General features: G+C 68.0%; 20 protein-coding genes. 9 read left to right on the top strand and 11 right to left on the bottom strand.

Annotation, left to right across the window (positions count from 1 at the left end; genetic code table 11):
* The first annotated feature begins 40 nt into the window (after positions 1–40).
* On the top strand, positions 41–511 hold the full coding sequence (locus ACFYO1_RS35785; RefSeq protein ID WP_387241282.1) for a cupredoxin family copper-binding protein: 471 nt from the start codon (positions 41–43) through the stop codon (positions 509–511).
* The gene (locus ACFYO1_RS35780) at positions 508–1443 is read left to right on the top strand and encodes a metallophosphoesterase family protein (RefSeq protein WP_387241279.1); all 936 of its coding nucleotides are present in this window, start codon (positions 508–510) and stop codon (positions 1441–1443) included. Before ACFYO1_RS35785 ends, ACFYO1_RS35780 begins: the two co-directional genes overlap by 4 nt.
* Here the strand turns inward: ACFYO1_RS35780 and ACFYO1_RS35775 are convergent.
* The 3 genes from ACFYO1_RS35775 to ACFYO1_RS35765 form a co-directional block, all read right to left on the bottom strand.
* Entirely contained in the window at positions 1392–1733 is a 342-nt protein-coding gene (locus ACFYO1_RS35775; RefSeq protein WP_387241276.1) for a hypothetical protein, read from the bottom strand. The genes ACFYO1_RS35780 and ACFYO1_RS35775 overlap by 52 nt on opposite strands.
* A gap of 342 nt (positions 1734–2075) precedes the next feature.
* The gene (locus ACFYO1_RS35770) at positions 2076–2927 is read right to left on the bottom strand and encodes a sterol desaturase family protein (RefSeq protein ID WP_387241274.1); all 852 of its coding nucleotides are present in this window, start codon (positions 2925–2927) and stop codon (positions 2076–2078) included.
* A 244-nt stretch (positions 2928–3171) separates the two neighbouring features.
* Positions 3172–4122 (bottom strand): ADP-ribosylglycohydrolase family protein, encoded by a 951-nt coding sequence (locus ACFYO1_RS35765; RefSeq protein WP_387241705.1) that lies wholly within the window; start codon positions 4120–4122, stop codon positions 3172–3174.
* Between the two features lie 466 nt (positions 4123–4588).
* On the opposite strand from ACFYO1_RS35765, the gene ACFYO1_RS35760 reads away from it, so the two are divergent.
* The gene (locus ACFYO1_RS35760; protein WP_387241271.1) at positions 4589–5083 is read left to right on the top strand and encodes a DinB family protein; all 495 of its coding nucleotides are present in this window, start codon (positions 4589–4591) and stop codon (positions 5081–5083) included.
* A gap of 146 nt (positions 5084–5229) precedes the next feature.
* On the opposite strand, the gene ACFYO1_RS35755 is transcribed toward ACFYO1_RS35760, so the two are convergent.
* Positions 5230–5862, bottom strand: coding sequence for a TetR family transcriptional regulator (locus ACFYO1_RS35755; protein WP_387241268.1), 633 nt, complete (start codon positions 5860–5862; stop codon positions 5230–5232).
* 66 nt (positions 5863–5928) lie between these two features.
* On the opposite strand from ACFYO1_RS35755, the gene ACFYO1_RS35750 reads away from it, so the two are divergent.
* Together ACFYO1_RS35750 and ACFYO1_RS35745 are read left to right on the top strand one after the other, a co-directional pair.
* Positions 5929–7356, top strand: coding sequence for an FAD-dependent monooxygenase (locus tag ACFYO1_RS35750; RefSeq protein WP_387241265.1), 1428 nt, complete (start codon positions 5929–5931; stop codon positions 7354–7356).
* 127 nt (positions 7357–7483) lie between these two features.
* Positions 7484–8086 (top strand): hypothetical protein, encoded by a 603-nt coding sequence (locus ACFYO1_RS35745; protein ID WP_387241262.1) that lies wholly within the window; start codon positions 7484–7486, stop codon positions 8084–8086.
* Here ACFYO1_RS35745 and ACFYO1_RS35740 read toward each other — a convergent pair whose 3' ends face one another.
* Both ACFYO1_RS35740 and ACFYO1_RS35735 read right to left on the bottom strand, forming a co-directional pair.
* Positions 8087–8953: an LLM class flavin-dependent oxidoreductase gene (locus ACFYO1_RS35740; RefSeq protein WP_387241259.1), complete on the bottom strand. Its 867-nt coding sequence runs from the start codon at positions 8951–8953 to the stop codon at positions 8087–8089. It abuts the gene before it with no gap.
* An 85-nt stretch (positions 8954–9038) separates the two neighbouring features.
* A complete protein-coding gene (locus tag ACFYO1_RS35735) occupies positions 9039–9755 on the bottom strand; it encodes an SDR family NAD(P)-dependent oxidoreductase (RefSeq protein ID WP_387241256.1) in 717 nt (238 codons plus the stop codon).
* 102 nt (positions 9756–9857) lie between these two features.
* On the opposite strand from ACFYO1_RS35735, the gene ACFYO1_RS35730 reads away from it, so the two are divergent.
* The 4 genes from ACFYO1_RS35730 (at position 9858) to ACFYO1_RS35715 (ending at position 12353) form a co-directional block, all read left to right on the top strand.
* Positions 9858–10697 carry a helix-turn-helix transcriptional regulator gene (locus ACFYO1_RS35730; RefSeq protein WP_387241253.1) on the top strand — a complete coding sequence of 280 codons (840 nt, stop codon included), beginning with the start codon at positions 9858–9860 and terminating at the stop codon, positions 10695–10697.
* Positions 10698–10809: 112 nt separating this feature from the next.
* Positions 10810–11250: a YybH family protein gene (locus ACFYO1_RS35725; RefSeq protein ID WP_387241250.1), complete on the top strand. Its 441-nt coding sequence runs from the start codon at positions 10810–10812 to the stop codon at positions 11248–11250.
* A gap of 62 nt (positions 11251–11312) precedes the next feature.
* A complete protein-coding gene (locus tag ACFYO1_RS35720; RefSeq protein ID WP_387241247.1) occupies positions 11313–11510 on the top strand; it encodes a hypothetical protein in 198 nt (65 codons plus the stop codon).
* Between the two features lie 342 nt (positions 11511–11852).
* Positions 11853–12353, top strand: a complete 501-nt coding sequence (locus tag ACFYO1_RS35715; protein WP_387241244.1) for a hypothetical protein — start codon at positions 11853–11855, stop codon at positions 12351–12353.
* Positions 12354–12358: 5 nt separating this feature from the next.
* Here the strand turns inward: ACFYO1_RS35715 and ACFYO1_RS35710 are convergent, their stop codons facing one another.
* From ACFYO1_RS35710 to ACFYO1_RS35690, 5 genes are read right to left on the bottom strand one after another with little or no spacing between them, the layout of a single operon-like run.
* Entirely contained in the window at positions 12359–13147 is a 789-nt protein-coding gene (locus tag ACFYO1_RS35710) for an ABC transporter permease (RefSeq protein ID WP_387241241.1), read from the bottom strand.
* On the bottom strand, positions 13134–14093 hold the full coding sequence (locus ACFYO1_RS35705; RefSeq protein WP_387241238.1) for an ABC transporter ATP-binding protein: 960 nt from the start codon (positions 14091–14093) through the stop codon (positions 13134–13136). Before ACFYO1_RS35705 ends, ACFYO1_RS35710 begins: the two co-directional genes overlap by 14 nt.
* Positions 14056–15603, bottom strand: a complete 1548-nt coding sequence (locus tag ACFYO1_RS35700; RefSeq protein ID WP_387241235.1) for an SDR family NAD(P)-dependent oxidoreductase — start codon at positions 15601–15603, stop codon at positions 14056–14058. Before ACFYO1_RS35700 ends, ACFYO1_RS35705 begins: the two co-directional genes overlap by 38 nt.
* Positions 15600–15848: an acyl carrier protein gene (locus ACFYO1_RS35695; protein WP_387241232.1), complete on the bottom strand. Its 249-nt coding sequence runs from the start codon at positions 15846–15848 to the stop codon at positions 15600–15602. The genes ACFYO1_RS35700 and ACFYO1_RS35695 overlap by 4 nt, the downstream gene beginning before the upstream one ends.
* A complete protein-coding gene (locus ACFYO1_RS35690; protein WP_387241229.1) occupies positions 15841–17580 on the bottom strand; it encodes an HAD-IIIC family phosphatase in 1740 nt (579 codons plus the stop codon). Before ACFYO1_RS35690 ends, ACFYO1_RS35695 begins: the two co-directional genes overlap by 8 nt.

Raw genomic sequence — 17580 nt, 5'->3', positions numbered from 1 at the left:
CCGCATCCCGCGGGTCATCCCCGGATGGAGGACCGGATCGATGAAACGTATCCCTGGCAAGCGAATGACAGTCGCCGTCGCAGCGGCAGCACTGATGGCGACGGTGAGTGCCTGCGGTGGCGCGAGCCCGGACACTTCCGCGCCGACCCCCGTATTCGCTTCCGGCACCGAAACTCCCGGGTTCCCACCCGGCGGCGCGACGCCCGGCGGCATGCCCGGAATGTCGATGCCGCCACCGACGCGGGGCGCCGCACCGGCCGGACCGAACGCCGTGAACATCGACGGTTTCGCCTTCACGCCCGCGACCCTCACGGTCAAGGCGGGCACGACGGTGACCTGGGTCAATCACGACGAGGAGCCGCACACCGTCGCCGCCACCGACGGCGGATTCCACTCGCCCGGGATGGGTGCCGGGGCAACCTACACGTTCACCTTCACCAAGGCGGGCACGTTCGCCTACATCTGCTCGATCCATCCGTTCATGAAGGCGACGGTGGTGGTTACCCCATGACCGGACACCAGGACCCGCACGGCATGACCCGGCGGCAACTGATTCGGCACAGTGCCTGGTTCGGCGCCGCGGTCGGGCTGACCGTGGTCGGGGGCGAGGTCATCTCCCACGTCGCGGGCAGCGCGCCGAGCGCGGCGGCGGACAATCGGCCGACGCTGCGCTTCGCACAGCTCAGCGACAGCCACATCGGCTTCCAGGGGACGGCCAATGCCAACGTGACCGATACCTTCACCGAGGCCATCGGGCAGGTCAACGCGCTCGGCTACCAACCCGATTTCGTCATCCACACCGGCGACCTCACCCATCTGGCCACCCCGGACCAGTTCGATCAGGTCGCGCAGATGATGAAGGGGCTCGACACCCCGCACGTGTTCACCGTTCCGGGCGAACACGATTCGACCGACGACGGCGGGCAGCGGTACCTTTCCGCGTTCGGCAAGGGCACCCGCGGCGACGGCTGGTACAGCTTCGACATCGCAGGCGTGCACCTGATCGCCCTGGTGAACACGCTGAACCTGCAGAATCTCGGACATCTGGGGCAGGATCAGCTGGAGTTCGTGCGCAAGGACGTGGCCGGGTTGTCCAGCGACACACCGATCGTGGTGTTCAGTCATATTCCGCTGTTCGCCATGTACCCCCAATGGGGTTGGGGTACCGACGATGCCACTCAGGCGCTGAGCTACCTGAAGCGGTTCTCCTCGGTCACCTGCCTCAACGGGCATGTGCACCAGCTGTTCACGAAGACCGAGGGCAACATCACCTTCTACAGCGGTACCACCACGGCCTATCCCCTGCCGAAGCCCGGCGACGGGCCGGTACCCAAGCCGGTTACCCTGCCCGCCGGAAAGCTGCACGACGCCTTGGGCATTCGTGAGGTGACCTACCAGAAGGGACAGCAGATGCTGGCGATCAAGGAGCAGACGCTCAAATGAGGCAGAGCTTTCCGGCCGCCGATCTGCTTGTGCGCGTGGGTATCAGCATCAGCCTCGCGGTCAGCGGTTTCCTCCACGCCGACCTCTACGACCACGGCTACCGCTACATCCACCTCATCGGCCCGTCCTTCCTGCTCCAAGCCGCGGCCTCGTTCGCGCTCGCCCTGCTGGTGATCGTCGGGCCGTGGACGTTGCGCGTGGCCGCCGGCCTGCTTGCGGTCGGCGCGCTGACGGCGTTCGTATTGTCCCGCACCACCGGGCTTTTCGGCTTCATCGAGATCGGCTGGCAACCTGCGCCGCAAGCAGCCCTGAGCGTGATCGCCGAAGCGATCACCGTCGTCCTCTGCGCGGTTTCGCTTCTGGTTTTGCGAGAGCGCACGGCCGACCGGTTGACGCCATGCACGAGAGTCCGGTCTGACGAAGGGGCGACAGCGGCGTCGGCGTCGGCTGCGGGGTCCGACGCCGGCGCTGTTGTCCCGTGGGTCAGGCGCGGTCTATCCAAGTGTTCACGGATCCGCATGCGATCCGATCAGGCATCCGGCGGCAGCGCGGAGCAACGACAGGCCGAAATGCCGCGTGGAACGGGTGGGGGCGCTGAGACCGGCCAGTTCAGCCCGCTCCCCGTGTGTCGATCAGCTGGGCGAGCGGAGCACGCAAGCGAGTCGTTCGCGCAGGGTGTGGGAGTCACGCAGGTCGCGCAGGATGTCGCGATAGCCGCTGACGCCGATGGTCAGTGGGTTCGTGCTGTCGATGGGGTGCGCGAGTCCGTAAGTGGCGGGGTGGGTTTCGGGGACGAAGGTACCGAACATGCGGTCCCAGATGATCAGGAAGGCGCCGTAGTTGCGGTCGAGGTAGTCGGGGTCGCTGCCGTGGTGGACTCGGTGGTGCGAGGGCGAGTTGCAGACGAATTCGAACCAGCGGGGCAGTCGGCCGATGGTTTCGGTGTGCAGGAAGAACTGGTAGGTCAGGTCGACGGTGATGACGACGCCGATCATCGCCGGGGAGAAGCCGAGTAGCGCCAGCGGGATGTTGAAGGCCAATTGCCATGGCGGCGCCCATTTCCGGCGTAATGCGACCGCGAGATTGAAATACTGACTCGAATGGTGCACCTGATGCCCGGCCCACATCAGCCGAACCCGGTGGCTGGCGCGATGGCGCAGGTAGTAGAGCAGGTCGTAGCCGATCAGCAGGAGCGTCCAACTCCACCACTGCGACGTCGGCATCTTCAACGGCGTCAGAGCGTAGAGTGCCGAAATACCCCCGACCAGCGGGCCTATTTGCGTAATGCCATGAATGATCACCGAGCCGATCCCGAGGGCGAAGCTATCGATGGTGTCGACGAGGCTATACCCTTTTCCGGCTCGGCCTTGTGGGCGCGCATCGAGCAGGCGGACCGCGATCACCTCGATCGCGATGAAGACCAGATAGATCGGCACCGCACCGACCGCAGCGGTGGTCGCGTGCTGCAGGAATTCGGCCGGCATGGCCGACCTCCCTCGAACTCACCCAGATGTGCGCAGGAGCGGACCTGCCTGCGACCGCTCGATTCTATCCCCGGGGCGCGCTAGCCCCCGCACTCAGTCCGAACGCGCGCCGGTGAACGCCGGGCAGCATCGAGCCGAGTCAAAAGGTCGTTCGATGATCTCTGGCAGCGACCTTTTGACTCTGGTCGATTGCGCCCGACGACCTATGGGTGTGCGCCGGTCCGTTCACGCGAAGCGGGTCGGCTCACGATGCGCCGGGGAGCCAGCGTCGAAAAGGGTTCTTGCGGCGCCTGGGCCAGCGGGCCGGATCGAACCACTGTGGCAGGGGTTCGCGCGCGGCGAGCCAGGCCGGCGGGACGCCGATGGTCGGGCCCGAGTTGGTGGCGGTGCCGGTGTAGGCGGCGACGATGCCGCCGACGATGGCGCTGGTTGTGTCGATATCGCCATCTGCCGCAATACATGTCGTGATCGCGGACGGGTAGTCGGCCAGATGCGTTGCCGCGACCCACATCGTGAACGGCACCGTGTTCTGCGCGGTGACCTGAGATCCGTTGCCGAGTTCGGCCGCCGCCTGTTCGGCCGGGGCGCCGAGCAGGGCGCGAGCGTGGCGAATCAGCCGGCTCGTCGCGCCGTCGCCGAGGTGGTCGAGCACAGTGGTGATGAATTCCGCTGGCGTCGGCCGGGTTCCGGTCAGCCGGGCATGCGCGGCCTGACCTGCCGCGAGCGCCACCGCCACCGCGCCCGCCACCCCTTCCGGATGCATGTGCGTCACCTGTGCCGATCGAATCGCCTCGGCTACAACCTTTTTCGGATCATCGGCGAAATACGCGCCCAACGGGGCGACCCGCATCGCACCACCATTGCCACACGACCCCTGCCCGTCATACGCCGCCCCCGCCACCTCCCGCCACGCCGCGCCGTCCCGAATCCGACGCAACGTACTGACCGCGATGAACCCGTAATCCCGCCCCGGATCGAACCGCCGCGCAAAAGCAGCAGCCAGCCGATCCTGATCAATCCCACCCCTGGCCCCTAACTCGGCCACCACCGTGCAGGCCATCTCGGTGTCATCCGTCCACCCCCAAGGCCCCGCCGATAGATTCCCACCCCGAACATCCCGAATCGACCGCCGCATAACCGGAAACTCCTGCCCCAACGAGTCCCCCACCGACAGCCCATCCAACGAATCAAGCATCAAGTCGATACGCATCGCCCCGATCGTAACCCCCACCCCTCCAGCCAGCCCCCGCCATGGCCGCCACGCCGACCCACAAGCGCACGCTGTCCGCGCCGTCAGCGCACATCGGCCTCTGCCGAATACGCACCCACGGGTGTCGCCGGGATCCGCCACGCTCTGGTCATCGCGTTCGGGCGAGTGGTATCTACTCAACACCGTCGAGCCGCAAATCAGGTTGTGTAATACTGTGACTCGACGGCACCGAGTTCGGTGCTCGGTCCCCTGGCTGCGGTGTGAATCTGCCCGCATCGCCACTCTCAGTACGCATTTCGCGGCGCGCACATCGAATGCTCCCCGGCTCGCCTCCATCCCCGGACGCGATGTCCCTGGATCGAGATCCGTAGCTGAAACCTCGTCTACCCGTCATGCCCCGACCGATAAGACGGCCCGGAGCTCAACCAATGTACGAATGGAGTGAAACCCCTTGACTATCAACAGAATCACTACCGGCACCGAGCGGCAGCTCATCGAGAACACGCTCGACCACAACCGCGCGGCACTCATCGCCACCGTCCGCGGCCTCTCCGAGACCGACGCCCGCCGGCGACTCGTCGCCTCCTTGACGACCCCGATCTCGGTGATCAAACACGCCGCCGCGGCGGAACGGATCTGGTTCCAGCGATTCTGGGCGGGACTCGGCGAATCCGACTGCGACGGATACTCGAAACGCGACGAAGGCACCTTCACCGTCACCGCTGACGAATCACTGGCCGACGTGATCGCCGAATTCGAGCGAGCCAGCCAACGATCCCGCGAGATCGCCGCCCGCTTCGACCTCGACGCCACCAAACACAACCCCCCCGAAGGCACCGTCAGCATGCGCTGGACCCTGCTCGCCATGATCGAAGAATTCGCCCGCCACGCCGGCCACGGCGACATCCTCCGCGAACAGATCGACCACCCCTCACCCCATCCGTGAAACCTCGCCCACACCAGCCATATTCACGCCATCAAGTGCAATGACGCGGCGCCGGAGAACTCGACACCTCAGCCCATGATTCGGCCGGGCAGCGCCGCACTCAGTGCGACCGCGCGGGACAGTAATCCGCTTCCGATGGAGAGCGACTACGCGGGAAGGGATTTCACTCCGTCCTGCAGTAGGTCGAAGGCGTGGTTGACGGCTCGGACGGCTTCTGGGTAGCGGGCTGCGGCGGACTCGCCGCCGACCAGGGATTCGTGGTTCATGAGGATGAGTTCGCGGTAGGTCACGATGATCTGGGCGGCCAGGAGGCGGGCGGTCAGCGGGTCGAAGCCGTTGTCGCGCAACGCTTCCGCCAGGGTCGCGACGCCGCGGGCGGAGTAGCGCATCAGCCTTGCGGCGAGAGTCTCCGTGCCGAAGACCAATCGGAGGAAGGCCATGATCTCGGGGGTGTCGTTGAGGCCGGTGTTCGGGTCGCGCCGCCGCAGCGCGTCCAGGTGCGCTTCGCGCAACGCGTCCAAGGGTGATTGATCGGGGCGGCGCGCGCGGACGGTGCGGGCCGTCTCCTCCTCATGGTCGGCGAACCGTTGCAGGACAAGGTCTTCCTTGGTGGCGAAGTACGCGAACAGGGTGCGGCGGGAGACGTCGGCCGCCTTGGCGATATCGGTGACGGAGACCTGATCGAAGCCTGATTCGAGGAACATGCGGATGGCCGTGGCCGCGATCTGCTCGCGGATGCGGATCTTCTTGCGTTCGCGCAGGCCGGTCGGTTCGGTCATGGTCACACTCTAGCGCATTGGTAGATCGAGTGTATTGTTGCATCGAGTCTACTTTTGGAGGATGACGTGAAAACCGAAGTGATCGTGATCGGGGCAGGCCCGACCGGGTTGATGCTGGCCAATGAGCTGACCCTGGCCGGAGTGCCGGTGGTGGTGCTGGAGAAGCGGCTCACACCGAGCGCGCAGTCCAGGGCAGGCGGGCTGCAGCCGCGGACCGCGGAAGTACTCGACCTGCGGGGAATGCTCGATCCGCTGCTCGACCGTTCGCTGCCGCGCGGCGAGTTCGGCGGGCATTTCGCCGGGCTTCCGGTCGAGTTGGATTGCCGGCCGTGGCGGACTCGCCATCCGTATCCGGTGTCCATCCCGCAGACCCGGCTCGAGGCGTTCCTCGAACAGCTCCTCCTCGACCAGGGCGTGCCGGTGCTGCGGGGAGTCGACGTGTCCGCGATCGAACAGGATTCCACCGGCGTCACGGCCGGGGACGTTCGCGGTAGTTACCTGGTCGCGTGCGATGGCGGGCACAGCACGGTCCGAAAGCTGCTCGGGGTCCCCTTCCCCGGGACCGCGGGCACGATGTCGTCGGTGGTCGCGGATCTCACGCTCGCGTCCCGATCCGCCACCGTGCCAACCACTTCCGAGCATTTCAGCCGGTACGTCAAGTCCGCCAACGGATATTTCACCACCCTGCACCCCATCGAGGGGGATCTGTACCGGCTGATCTTCGGCAAGAACTCCGATGTGCGACCCGATCGCGAAACGCCCGTCACCACAGCGGAAGTCAACGAGGCACTCGAGGCGGTGTATGGATCAGAGACGAAAGTTGGTGAGTTGCGCGAGGCCTCCCGATTCAGCAATGCCACCCGGCAGGTCGAGCGCTATCGCGAGGGCAGGGTACTTTTCGCCGGGGACGCGGCCCACATTCACCTGCCGATCGGCGGCCAAGGCGTGAACCTCGGCATCCAGGACGCCGTCAACCTGGGGTGGAAACTCGCTGCGACAGTGCAGGGTTGGGCGCCCGAGGGCCTGCTCGACAGCTATCACGACGAGCGCCACCCGGTCGCCGCCCGAGTGCTGCGCACCACCCGCGCCCAGGGCGTGATCCTGAATCCCATGCAGGACGAGAACATCGGCGCGGTCCGCGACATGTTCACCGACCTGCTCCGGCTACCGGACACCAATTATTTCATCTCGGGCATGATGTCGGGCCTCGACACCCAATACGCCGGACTCGGCCCACGCATGATCGACCTCGACCTGACCACCCAGGACGGCCCGACCCGGGTGAGCCGGCTGATGCATTCCGGTCGCGGCCTGCTGCTCTCGCTCGATGACACACCCCGCTCGATCGACCGCTGGTCCGACCGGGTCGACCACGTCACCGCCAAGGCCGACGACGACACCCCCACCGTCCTGATCCGCCCCGACGGTTACATCGCCTGGTCCGCCACCGATGACCAACCACTCGAAGCGGCCCTCGCCCACTGGTTCGGCTGAACACCGACCCGTCGGTCGCCAATTACATACGCTCACAAACCAATTCGAGACAATGACACTTGAAACAAAGGAAATTACTGCGACGATTAGATGATTGAAATGCCCCGGGTGGCCGAAGGAGAAGGGCATGATCGATGGAATGGTAATCGCCGCGTATCTGGCCGCGACGATAGGGGGAGCCGGAAGTAGATGGGCGGATCGCTCGCTGGATCAGGGCCTGACCGCCCTGTCCACGGCGGTCACCCGCCGCCTCGGTCGCGGCCCGGTCGCCGACCTCACCGAGAATCCCGACAGTATCCGAACCCGAGAGCGGGTCGCGGCGGCCATCGAGCGGGCCGCCGCGGCCGACGAGCGATTCGCGCGCGAACTGGCCGACCTGCGCGACCAACTCGACCGAGCCCAAGGCAATTACACCGCGAGCAGCCGCGACGGCTGGGCGGTCGCCCGCGGCCCCGGAGACGGCCACGTCGCGGGCCGAGACATCAACACCTACGACTACTACGCGCCACAACCTGACGACATCTCCGGGGCCCCGGGATGGACCAAAGCCTGCCTGTGGATCGGTGGCGCGATCGCCGCCTTCGGCTGGGCCATCATGATGATCGGCATCAGCCAGCACAACTCCCAGAGCACCCCGGGCGCTGGTTTCGCCATCTTCGCGGTCGGCGGATTGATCATGGCCGCAGGCGAACTCGGCGCCCGGACCTCGCCGCCCCGCCGCCGCCGCTGACTACAGCGTGGGTGGGCCCTGGTTGATTCGGCGCATCACCGGGGCCAGGCGGTGCAGGGCGGGGGTGGTCATCAGTTGGCGTTCGTCCCACCAGGTCGCACCGGCTTCGGCGAAGGGGGCGACCAGATCGCGGGCTTTGGTGGGGTCGCCGGGCGTGATGCCGCCTATCACCACCTCGAAGTTGTTGGGGCTGGAGTCTTTTCGTTGTTCATCGAGATACGCGAGGAGGTCGCGGAGCTCGTCGAGCGGCGGGGGGTTGCCGTGACCGCCGCCGAACAGGGGGACGACGCCGTCCCAGCGGGCGGCCCGGCGGATGGGTCGGCGGTGCGGCCAGAAGCCGGCGATCCAGACCGGCGGGCGGGGGCGCTGGGTGGCGGCGGGGAGCAGGGTGACGTCGCGGACCTGATAGTGCTTGCCGTCGTGGTCGACCGGTTCGCCGGACCAGTAGCGCTGCAACAGGTCCAGGCCCTCGTCGAGGCGCTCGGCGAGCAGGACGGGGTCGGTCGGCTCGCCGAAGCTGCCGAACTCGTCCTCGATCGGTCCGCCCAGGCCGGCGCTGAAGATGACTCTGCCGCCGCTGAGCGCGTCCAGGGTGGCGACCTGGCGGGCGAGCTGTTCCGGCCGCCGGCGGGCCACCGGGGTGACCAGGGTGCCGAGCTTCAGGCGGGAGGTCGCCAGCGCCGCCGCGGTCAGCAGCATCCAGGGGTCGCCGAACGGTTGACCTCGGCGTTCTTTCTTGTCGAGGACCACATGATCCCAGATGAAGAGCGCGTCCCAGCCTGCTTCCTCCGCCGCCTGGGCGGCCATGGCCACCGTCCGGGCGTCGGCGAAGTCCCCGAAGTTCGGAATGTTGATCGAGAATCGCATACCGGAATACTGCGGCGTCGGACCGCGGCAGGCAAGCGGAATGAATTCCGCCGCAACGGCACTCAGCTGAGGGATCGTGAAAGGACTACCACGGCAACGTTCCGGCGGCATCGACATAGCCTCCGGTCGGCCCGTCGGGTTGCACCTGCGCCATCCGGACGATGATCTCGGCACCCTCCTCGACGGTCTGAGTGCCCCTGTGCCCGTTCAGATCTGTCGCGGTATAGCCGGGCTCGACCGCGTTGATCCGAATGTTCGGGAACGCCTTGGCGTATTGCACGGTGACCATGTTGACCGCGGACTTGGACGCGGGATACGCGACTCCCGTATAGAAGTAGGCGGGAGCGCCGGGCGTGCCGGCATTCGCCAGGGACGCCAGGCCACTGCTCACATTCACCACGACGGGCGCGGCGGAGCGGTGCAGCAGCGGCAGGAACGCGTGGGTCACCCGGACGAGGCCGAAGACGTTCGTCTCGAACACCGTCCGCATCTCGTCGGCGGTCACCACCGCGGCGCCGATCTCGGCCCCGTCCAGCGACTGTGCTTCGATGCCCGCGATGCCCGCGTTGTTGACCAGCACATCCAAACCGCCGTCGGCGTCGATGGTTTTCACCGCCGCGGCAACGGACGCGTCGTCGGTGACGTCGATGACCACCGCCCGCGCACCCACTTGGGTGGCGGCCAGGCGGCCGCGTTCGGCGTCCCGGCTGCCGAGGTAGACGGTGTGGCCCGCCGCGACGAGCCGGCGGGCGGTCTCGAAGCCGAGGCCCTTGTTCGCTCCGGTGATCAATGTCGTTGTCATGCGTCCAGACTCGCGTCGTACCGCCAGGTCAACCAGTCGTCTGTCCTTCCTGGGACTGCTGATACCAGGCACATGAACCGGCGCGCGGGCAGACTGAGAACCATGGCGACAGCGGAATTCGGGAAGGCGGTGCGGCGCTGGCGCGACCGGGTCCCGCCCGAGGCGGCCGGGCTGTCCACCGGTGGGCAACGGCGCGCGCCCGGTCTGCGCCGCGAGGAGCTGGCCATGCTGGCGGGCATCTCCGTCGACTACGTCACGCGGCTCGAGCAAGGCCGCGCGTCCAACCCGTCGACGCAGGTGGTCGAGGCGCTGGCCAGGGCGTTGCGGCTGTCCGCGGTCGAACGCGCGCATCTGTTCCGGCTGGCGGGTCTGGCCCTGCCGGACCCGGACACCGTGCCCACCTACGTCACCGCGAGCGTGCAGCGGGTGCTCGACCGGCTGACCGGAACGCCCGTCGCGGTCTACGACGCCGCCTGGACATTGCTGCAGTTCAACCAGCCGTACGCGGCGCTGATGGGTGAACCTCCCGCACGCAACGACCCCGACCGCAATGGCGTGTGGCGGCATTTCGCCGGCCCCGGCATCCCCGCCCGGCGCACCCCCGAGGCCACCCGCGCACACGAGATCTCCCTGGTCTCCGACCTGCGTTCCGCCGCCGCCCAATATCCGGCCGACCTGCGCCTGCGCAAACTCATCGCGGACCTGCGCGCCACCAGCGCCCGATTCACCGAACTGTGGGACTCCGGCGCGGTCGGCCGCCGCGAGGCCGCCCAGAAGACGATCGACCACCCACGAGTAGGTCCGGTCACGATGGATTGCGACGTCCTCACGGTGGCGGGCAGCGACCTCCGCATCATGATCTACACCGCCGAGCCGGGCACCGAGGACGCCGAACGCCTCGCACTGCTCACCGTCCTCGGCACCCAGTCGCTGACCGGCTAGCAAACCCGCTGCCGGGCGAAGTTGTCGGTGGGCTCTGGCAGGGTGTGGGTCCTGGTCGAACAACCTACCTGCTGGTCGTCGGGGTGGCCGTGGGGGAAGCTCGAGGTGGACGATGACGCCTACGACAACGCCCGATGAGGCGGAGATCCGCGGATTGATCGATAAATGGGTGGAGGCGTTCCGCACCCGGAACGTCGACGCCGCGATGGCGATCCACGCCGCGGACACGGTGTCGTTCGACATCGCGCCGCCGTTGCAGTACATCGGCACGGACACCTATCGCAAGCCGTGGGAGGAGACGTTCGCGAACTTCTCCGGGCCCATCTATTTCGAGATCCGCGAACTGGACATCACCCTCGGCGCGGACCTCGCCTTCAGCCGCAGCCTCAATCACATGATGGGCACGATGGTCGACGGCCAGGACGCCGACATCTGGCTCCGCTGGACCGCCTGCTTCCGGAAACGCGACGGACAGTGGCGCATCGTGCACGACCACACCTCGGTCCCGACCGACTTCACCGACGGCACAGCGGTACTGGATCTGACGCCATAACCGATCTCGGTGGCGGCGCGGCGACACGAAACGATCCGTGGGCGTGGCGCGATTGGGACGTTATGCGTACCGACCTCACCTGCGGGGAGCGGCGGCAAGCCGTACGACGGCTGGTTGCCGTGTGTCATCTGATGAATCAGCTCGTCGAGCTGGCCGAGGACGGCTCGTCGGAGCCGTTGATCGCGCAGGCGCACGCGACCCGCCGACTACTCCAGGATCTGGTCCTGGACATGGTCGCGTCGACGTACAGCCGCCCCTGACCCACCCCGTCCCGATATTGCTTCGGCGTGCCGACAATCCAGAGGGGGCAGCAAACCGAACTTAGATGTGAAGGCATCGACGTTTCGGAATGAGGTCACGATGGGCACGTATCCACCCGCCAGTGCGTCCCGCCGCCACCGGCGCGGGGAGCGGCAGTTCGATGTTCAACCAGGGTTCGGCGTCGAGATCGGTTGCGCAGCAGTCCATGCGCGCGCGATTCGCGCCGCGTTTGCGGTGCCGCACTGACACCGTGCGGCTATCATTTGGTTAATCGTTCGGGGTACCGGGGGTCGGGTGGTAGCCGAGAGCGGCTCGGCGAGTCAGGACAAGGCAGGGGTTGAGTGGCCACGATCGCGCAACTGAGGGCAATTCTCGCGGTGCTGCATATCGACCCAGGCGACGCCGATGCCCCCGCGCACCATGACACCGCCGTCGAACGCGCCAAGCTGGCGGCGTTGCTGCAGCGGGTGTTCAGCAGCGAACTGCGCAGCGCGGTGACCAACGCGCCGGATCAGGACGAGCTGGCCCGCCGCTGGACCGCGGCCAGCACCCAGCCCGCGCTGGACGGCGAAAACGCCACCGAGCAGGCTCATTTCGACGCGCACTGGCTGCACAACCGGATCGACGCGCTGGCTCCGCGCGACACCTCGGACCAGGCCCCGGTGCTGCTCGACGCCGCCGCCCGCGCCGCCGAGGCCGCGCAGGTGCTGCTCTCGCTCAGCAGCGGCAACCCGCACGGCGACGGCACCGAATCGCTCTGGCAGACCGCGCTCGACGACTTGGCGTCCGCGTTCCACCTGATCAACGACGAGCACAACGCGATCACCCAGCCGATCGAGTAACCGGCTCAGCTCCGCCCGATCTTGGTGTGATTGAGCCGGAACTTGAACAGCGCGACCAGTCCGCCCGCCACACCGACGGCGATCAGGATCAGGCACGGCTCGACGATGTCGCCGAACCCGGCGCCGTGCAGAATGACGTCCTGGTATCCCTTCAGCGCCCAGTACTGCGGCGTGTACGGCGACAACGCGCGGGCCCACGCGGGCAGCGTGTCGCGCGGGGTGATGGTGCCCGCGAGTCCGCCGATGGCCAGCGAACCCACCTGCGCCATGATCGCCAGCTGATCGATGCTGCGGCACAACGACACCAGCGCGATGCCGAAGCCCCAGGTGGCGACGGCGAGCGACGCGGTCAGCGGAACCAGCAGCCAGGTCGACCCCTTGCTGTGCAGATCCCAGAACGTGAACGCGACCACCCACAGGAAGGTCAGCTGGAACACCGAGAACAGCACCGACGGGAATGACTTCCCGATGATCACCTCGACCGCCCGCACCGGCGCGGCCCGCAGCCGATCCCAGGTCCCCCACTCGTGTTCGCGGAAGAACGAGGCCCCGAGCAGGGTCGTGATGAAGAACGCGAACAACACGATGGTGCCCGGCCCGGACTGTTCGATGCCGGTCGCGTCGAAGTACCCGGTCAGCCGCAACTGCGCCCGGTTGGCCGGGGTCAGGAACGCCATCATGCCGATCGGCAGCACCATCATCACGATGAGCTGGGCCGGATCGGAACGAATGCGGCGCAGGTCCGCCCAGGACAGCGCGCGTACTCGATCGACGGCAGAGTCATGCAACAGCATCTCGGATCCCTTCCACGGGCGGCTCGTCCGGGTCCTGGGCCGCGCGCATGATCGCCAGGTACGCGTTCTCCAGGTTCGGGTGATGGATCTCCGCGGCCAGCAGCTGGCCGGTATCGGTGTCCAAGGTGGCGAACAGCTGCGCGAGCAGTTGGCCCGGCGCATTGGTCGGGATCTTCAACCGCTTCGACTCCAGCACCACGGCGCCCGGTGCGGCGAGGAAGCCGCCGAGGCTCGCGGGGATGGCCGAAGAGAACTCCAGGCTCACCGCGGATTGCGCGTACTGCTCGACCAGATCCGCCGCGCTCCCCTGGGCCAGGATCCGGCCCTGGTGCAGGACGACCACGCGGGCGTCGAGCACTTCGAGTTCGGGCAGGTAGTGCGTCGCGTAGACGACGGCGGCGCCGTGATCGGCCAGGTTGCGCACCTCGGCGAGCAGATCCTGCCGCGCCGACACGTCGGCGCCGACGGTCGGCTCGTCGAGCCAGAGCACGTCCGGCTCGTGCAGCAACGCCATCGCGGTGTGCAGCCTGCGCTGCTGACCCCCGGAGAGCTGATGCGCCCTGGTCTTCAGGAAGGGGGTGACCCCGAGCCGCTCGCCGACCTCGCCGATGCGCGCGGTCAGGTCCTTGCGCCCGACACCCATGAGCCGTCCGAAGAAGATCAGGTTCTCCTCCGCGGTGAGCGTCGGGTACACGCCGAGTTCCTGCGGCGCGAGACCGAGCTTGCGCCGCGCCTGGCGTGGATTGGCGCGGATGTCGATGCCGTCGATGCGCACCGTGCCGGAATCGGCGGCGGTGAGCCCGGACACGATCGACGCCGTGGTGGTCTTGCCCGCGCCGTTGGGGCCGAGCAGCCCGACGATCTCGCCCGGCCGCACGATCAGATCGATCCCGGTGAGGACCTGTCTCTTACCGTAGGACTTGTTCAGTCCGGTGATCTCCAGCATCCCGCACCTCCTCACTCAGAATTGGCCATGGTGCGCCCCAACCGGCGGCGCCGAGCACCGAGACTTCCCCGGCGACAACGTCTTGCGCGGAGAACGCGTTGACGATGTCGGCGGCGACGGGCGCGATGGGGTTGCTCACGGCACGTCCGCCCGGTGTGTTCGTCAGGTCGGTCCAGAGTCGCGGCGGGCGGACCACCACGACATTCCAGGGGTGGTGTCGCGCAACGTATTCCGCGAGTCCTTCGACCGCCGCCTTGGCCGCCGCGTAGTGCGGCCACCAGCGCGGCGGCGCGAGCACCGCCTCGGACGAGATCAGCACGACCGTCGCCCCTTTGCGCAGCCGGGGCACGCACACCGACAGCGGGGCGAACACCAGGCGGGTGCTCGCGGCCATGAACTGCGCGGCGGTCTCGACCGCGTCGGGCGCCAGCGGCAGCGTCGGAATCGCCGGTGCGGCAAGCAGAACCACGCCGTCCAGCGGGCCTTCCGGCAGCGCCGCGCCCAAGGCCCAGCCGTCGCTGGCATCGGCGAGTACCGGCCACAATCGATCCCGGTAGGCATGCGAGGCGGCCGCCAGCACCTCGGGTGCGCGGGTGCAGCTCACCAGCACGCGCGCACCCTGACTCGCCAAACCCAGTGAGACCGCGGCACCTAACCCGCGGCTGCCGCCGACCACCAGGATGGTGCGGCCGGCCAGTGCCTCCGAAGGCGGCAGGATCGCCGCCAGTTCCGCCGGATCCGGTCCGGGCACCGACTCCCTGATCAAACTCTGCACGGTGACGTCGGCGCTGGCGCCGCAGCGCATTCCCGCGCGCACCGTGACCAGGCCGGATCGCCGATCGACCTCGGGTTCGCTCGTCTCGAATTCGACGGCGCCGGAACCCGATCCGTGTAGCACGACGGCGCACGCGACGAGCAGCGCGTCCCGGCCGGGTGTGCACATCCCGGTCCAGTAGCTCGCCCAACCCAGCACTGCCGCAACATGTTCGGGAACCCGTCCGCCGATGACCCGGGACACCAGACCGGCAATCAACGGATAGTCGACCGAGTACGCCCCCTGCTCCGCACCCGGCGCCTGCGCGGAATCACCGGCCACGTCGGCCAATCCGAGCACCCGCGGCGCATCCCGGCGCGGTTGATCTTCGGCGGCGGGACCGCACCACGGCAGCACCGAGCCGAGCCGGCACCGGATGCCGACCACCTCGATGCCGCCGAAGCTGACCCGTCCGCGGGCCTCGCTCGCCGACACGGTCCAGTCCACCTCGTAGCGGCGGCCCGGAATCGTGGGCTGGCGGAAGGTCGCCCGGATGTCGCGCACCGCCATCGGATCGGTGGTCTCGGCCAGCGCGGCCAGGGCGAGGGTGACCACCAGCGCGCCGTGCGCGACCGGGCGGCCGTACGGCGATCGGTGCCCGAAGTCGTTGTCCACGTGCAGCGGATTGCGGTCGCCGACGGCGGCGGCGTAGGTCGCCACATCCGTGTCGGTGACCCGGAAGACCCTGGAGTTCATGACACCCGCTCCTGCCGTGCGGCCGCGACGGACGCGGCGATCTCGGCGAGCGAGGGTTCGGCGGTGAGCGTGCTCTCCGGAAGTTCCACCGCGAAGGCGCGTTCCACCGCGTAGACCAGGCGCACCTGGGCGAGCGAGTCCCAGGTTTCCATGTCGTCGCGGACGGTGTCGGGGCCGTGCGCGGCCGGCTCGCCAACCACCTCGGCGAACAGCTCGAGCAGTTGCTCCATCAGATCACTAGCCATGTTGCCTCTGCGCCTCTCGCACATGCGGGCTGGGCGCGAGTGCGCCGCCCGACAGGTCGTAACCGAATACCGACCCCTGTTCGGACTCCGCTTCGAGGGCGAAGCCGTGCCCGGGGTACAGGTCGCGCACCAGCGCGTTGCGGGCGGTCGGGAGATACCGGCCCACCAATCGCGAACTGCCCTGTGCCAGTGCCCATTGGGCGGCAGCGGCAAGGAGATTGTCTTCCGCGTTCCGGCCGATCACCCGGCAGCTGAGCAGCAGGGTGTCGATCTCGACGGCGCCGCCGATCGCCTCGGCCAGCAGCACACCGACGATGCCGTGGTCGGCGAAGCGGTCCCGCAGGCGCAGCGTGGCGGCGAACCATTGCGGGTCCTCGGCCATCTTCCGGACCTGGGTCTGGGTGTGCCTGCGGGTGGTCAGGTTGAACTGGTTGGTCTTGGCGATCAACTGCGCGGCCCGGTCGAGGGTGGTGCTGTTGATCGGTTCGATCGTGGCCACCATTTCCAGGCCGGCCAGGAATTCGTCGAGGTCGTCCGTAGCGGTGCGCTCGGCGGCGGCCAGCGCCTGGTAGGAGCGATGCCTGGTGAAGTCCTCGCTGGACAGCGAGCCGGGATGCAACCAGGGCAAGGCCGCGAGTTCGGTGGCGAACCTGGCGGGTGCGGCGGGCAGGCACAGCGCGCGCACCTCCGGATGCGCGGCGACCACCTGCGCGCATTCGGCCGGATTGTCGTCGACGAAGACGAAGCTGTGCGGGCCGAGCCGGATCTTGTCCGAGATCTCCTGCAGCTGTTCGGATTTGGGCCGCCAGTCGGCGACGATGTGGGTGAAATCCGCGACCCGCAGCACCATGCCGGGCGCCTCGGCGAGGGCGCGCAGGGCGAGGTCACGGTCGTTCTTGCTGGCCACGGCGAGCAGGACGCCGCGCTCGGTCAGCCCGCGCAGATAGCGCTGGAAGTCGGCGAACGCCTCGCCGTCGGGGCCGGTGCCGACCCGGATGCCGTCCACGCCGTCGTCGCCGAGCACGCCGCCCCACAGCGTCCCGTCGAGGTCCACGACGACGCAGCGCGCGGAGCGGCCCCGGTCGGCGGCGATCGTGTCGGCGATGGCGGCGGCGAGCCAGGGCAGGCTGTCCGGCGCGTACGGCTGGCGCACGCGATACCAGCTGCGCGGATCTTCCCACTGACGCAGGCCGACCTGAGCGGCGAGCTGTTCGACGTCGACGAAAAGCACTCGCCCGGCGGCTTGTTCGGCCAGGCGGGCGTTGATCTCGCGGACGCGATACGACAGCGACTGCGGCGCGCGCCACGCCGCCGGACCGTAGGCGTCCACGGCGGGCGGCGCGAAACCGAGCTGCACCACCCGGACACCGGAACGCGCGGCCGCGTCCCAGAGCCCGACCCAGCGGTTGACGGTCTCGTCGACCGTGCCGGTCACGTCGTGATGGGTACCGGCCAGAACGACGTAATCGCCTTCGCGAAAAGATGTTTGGGGTGCGAGCAGCACCTGCTCGACCTGACCGAACGGGAACTCCAGGAGTTCCGGCGTCAATCCCGCGCGAGCGCACGCCAGCGGCAGCAACTCGGTGAGGAAGTCGGTGGTGTAGGTGGCCAGCAGCGCCATCCGCACCGCGATCCCGGGTCCGCCGGGTGCGCGGGTCAGCGCTTTGGCGCGCTGCGTCCACGCCACGTAGCCGTCCGCGGGGGAAAGTTCCACTGCCACATCGGTTGTCAT

Source organism: Nocardia sp. NPDC006044 (assembly GCF_042871115.1).
GTDB lineage: Bacteria > Actinomycetota > Actinomycetes > Mycobacteriales > Mycobacteriaceae > Nocardia.
This window is presented reverse-complemented; position numbering and strand designations above follow the sequence as displayed.

Excerpts from the sequence above, each read along its gene's own strand:
- ACFYO1_RS35725 (WP_387241250.1), top strand. The coding sequence starts at position 10,810 with ATGACGCCTACGACAACGCCCGATGAGGCGGAGATCCGCGGATTGATC.
- ACFYO1_RS35720 (WP_387241247.1), top strand. The coding sequence starts at position 11,313 with ATGCGTACCGACCTCACCTGCGGGGAGCGGCGGCAAGCCGTACGACGG.
- ACFYO1_RS35735 (WP_387241256.1), bottom strand. The coding sequence starts at position 9,755 with ATGACAACGACATTGATCACCGGAGCGAACAAGGGCCTCGGCTTCGAG.
- ACFYO1_RS35780 (WP_387241279.1), top strand. The coding sequence starts at position 508 with ATGACCGGACACCAGGACCCGCACGGCATGACCCGGCGGCAACTGATT.
- ACFYO1_RS35785 (WP_387241282.1), top strand. The coding sequence starts at position 41 with ATGAAACGTATCCCTGGCAAGCGAATGACAGTCGCCGTCGCAGCGGCA.
- ACFYO1_RS35740 (WP_387241259.1), bottom strand. The coding sequence starts at position 8,953 with ATGCGATTCTCGATCAACATTCCGAACTTCGGGGACTTCGCCGACGCC.
- ACFYO1_RS35700 (WP_387241235.1), bottom strand. The coding sequence starts at position 15,603 with ATGAACTCCAGGGTCTTCCGGGTCACCGACACGGATGTGGCGACCTAC.
- ACFYO1_RS35705 (WP_387241238.1), bottom strand. The coding sequence starts at position 14,093 with ATGCTGGAGATCACCGGACTGAACAAGTCCTACGGTAAGAGACAGGTC.
- ACFYO1_RS35770 (WP_387241274.1), bottom strand. The coding sequence starts at position 2,927 with ATGCCGGCCGAATTCCTGCAGCACGCGACCACCGCTGCGGTCGGTGCG.
- ACFYO1_RS35710 (WP_387241241.1), bottom strand. The coding sequence starts at position 13,147 with ATGCTGTTGCATGACTCTGCCGTCGATCGAGTACGCGCGCTGTCCTGG.
- ACFYO1_RS35765 (WP_387241705.1), bottom strand. The coding sequence starts at position 4,122 with ATGCTTGATTCGTTGGATGGGCTGTCGGTGGGGGACTCGTTGGGGCAG.
- ACFYO1_RS35690 (WP_387241229.1), bottom strand. The coding sequence starts at position 17,580 with ATGACAACCGATGTGGCAGTGGAACTTTCCCCCGCGGACGGCTACGTG.
- ACFYO1_RS35695 (WP_387241232.1), bottom strand. The coding sequence starts at position 15,848 with ATGGCTAGTGATCTGATGGAGCAACTGCTCGAGCTGTTCGCCGAGGTG.
- ACFYO1_RS35730 (WP_387241253.1), top strand. The coding sequence starts at position 9,858 with ATGGCGACAGCGGAATTCGGGAAGGCGGTGCGGCGCTGGCGCGACCGG.
- ACFYO1_RS35745 (WP_387241262.1), top strand. The coding sequence starts at position 7,484 with ATGATCGATGGAATGGTAATCGCCGCGTATCTGGCCGCGACGATAGGG.
- ACFYO1_RS35755 (WP_387241268.1), bottom strand. The coding sequence starts at position 5,862 with ATGACCGAACCGACCGGCCTGCGCGAACGCAAGAAGATCCGCATCCGC.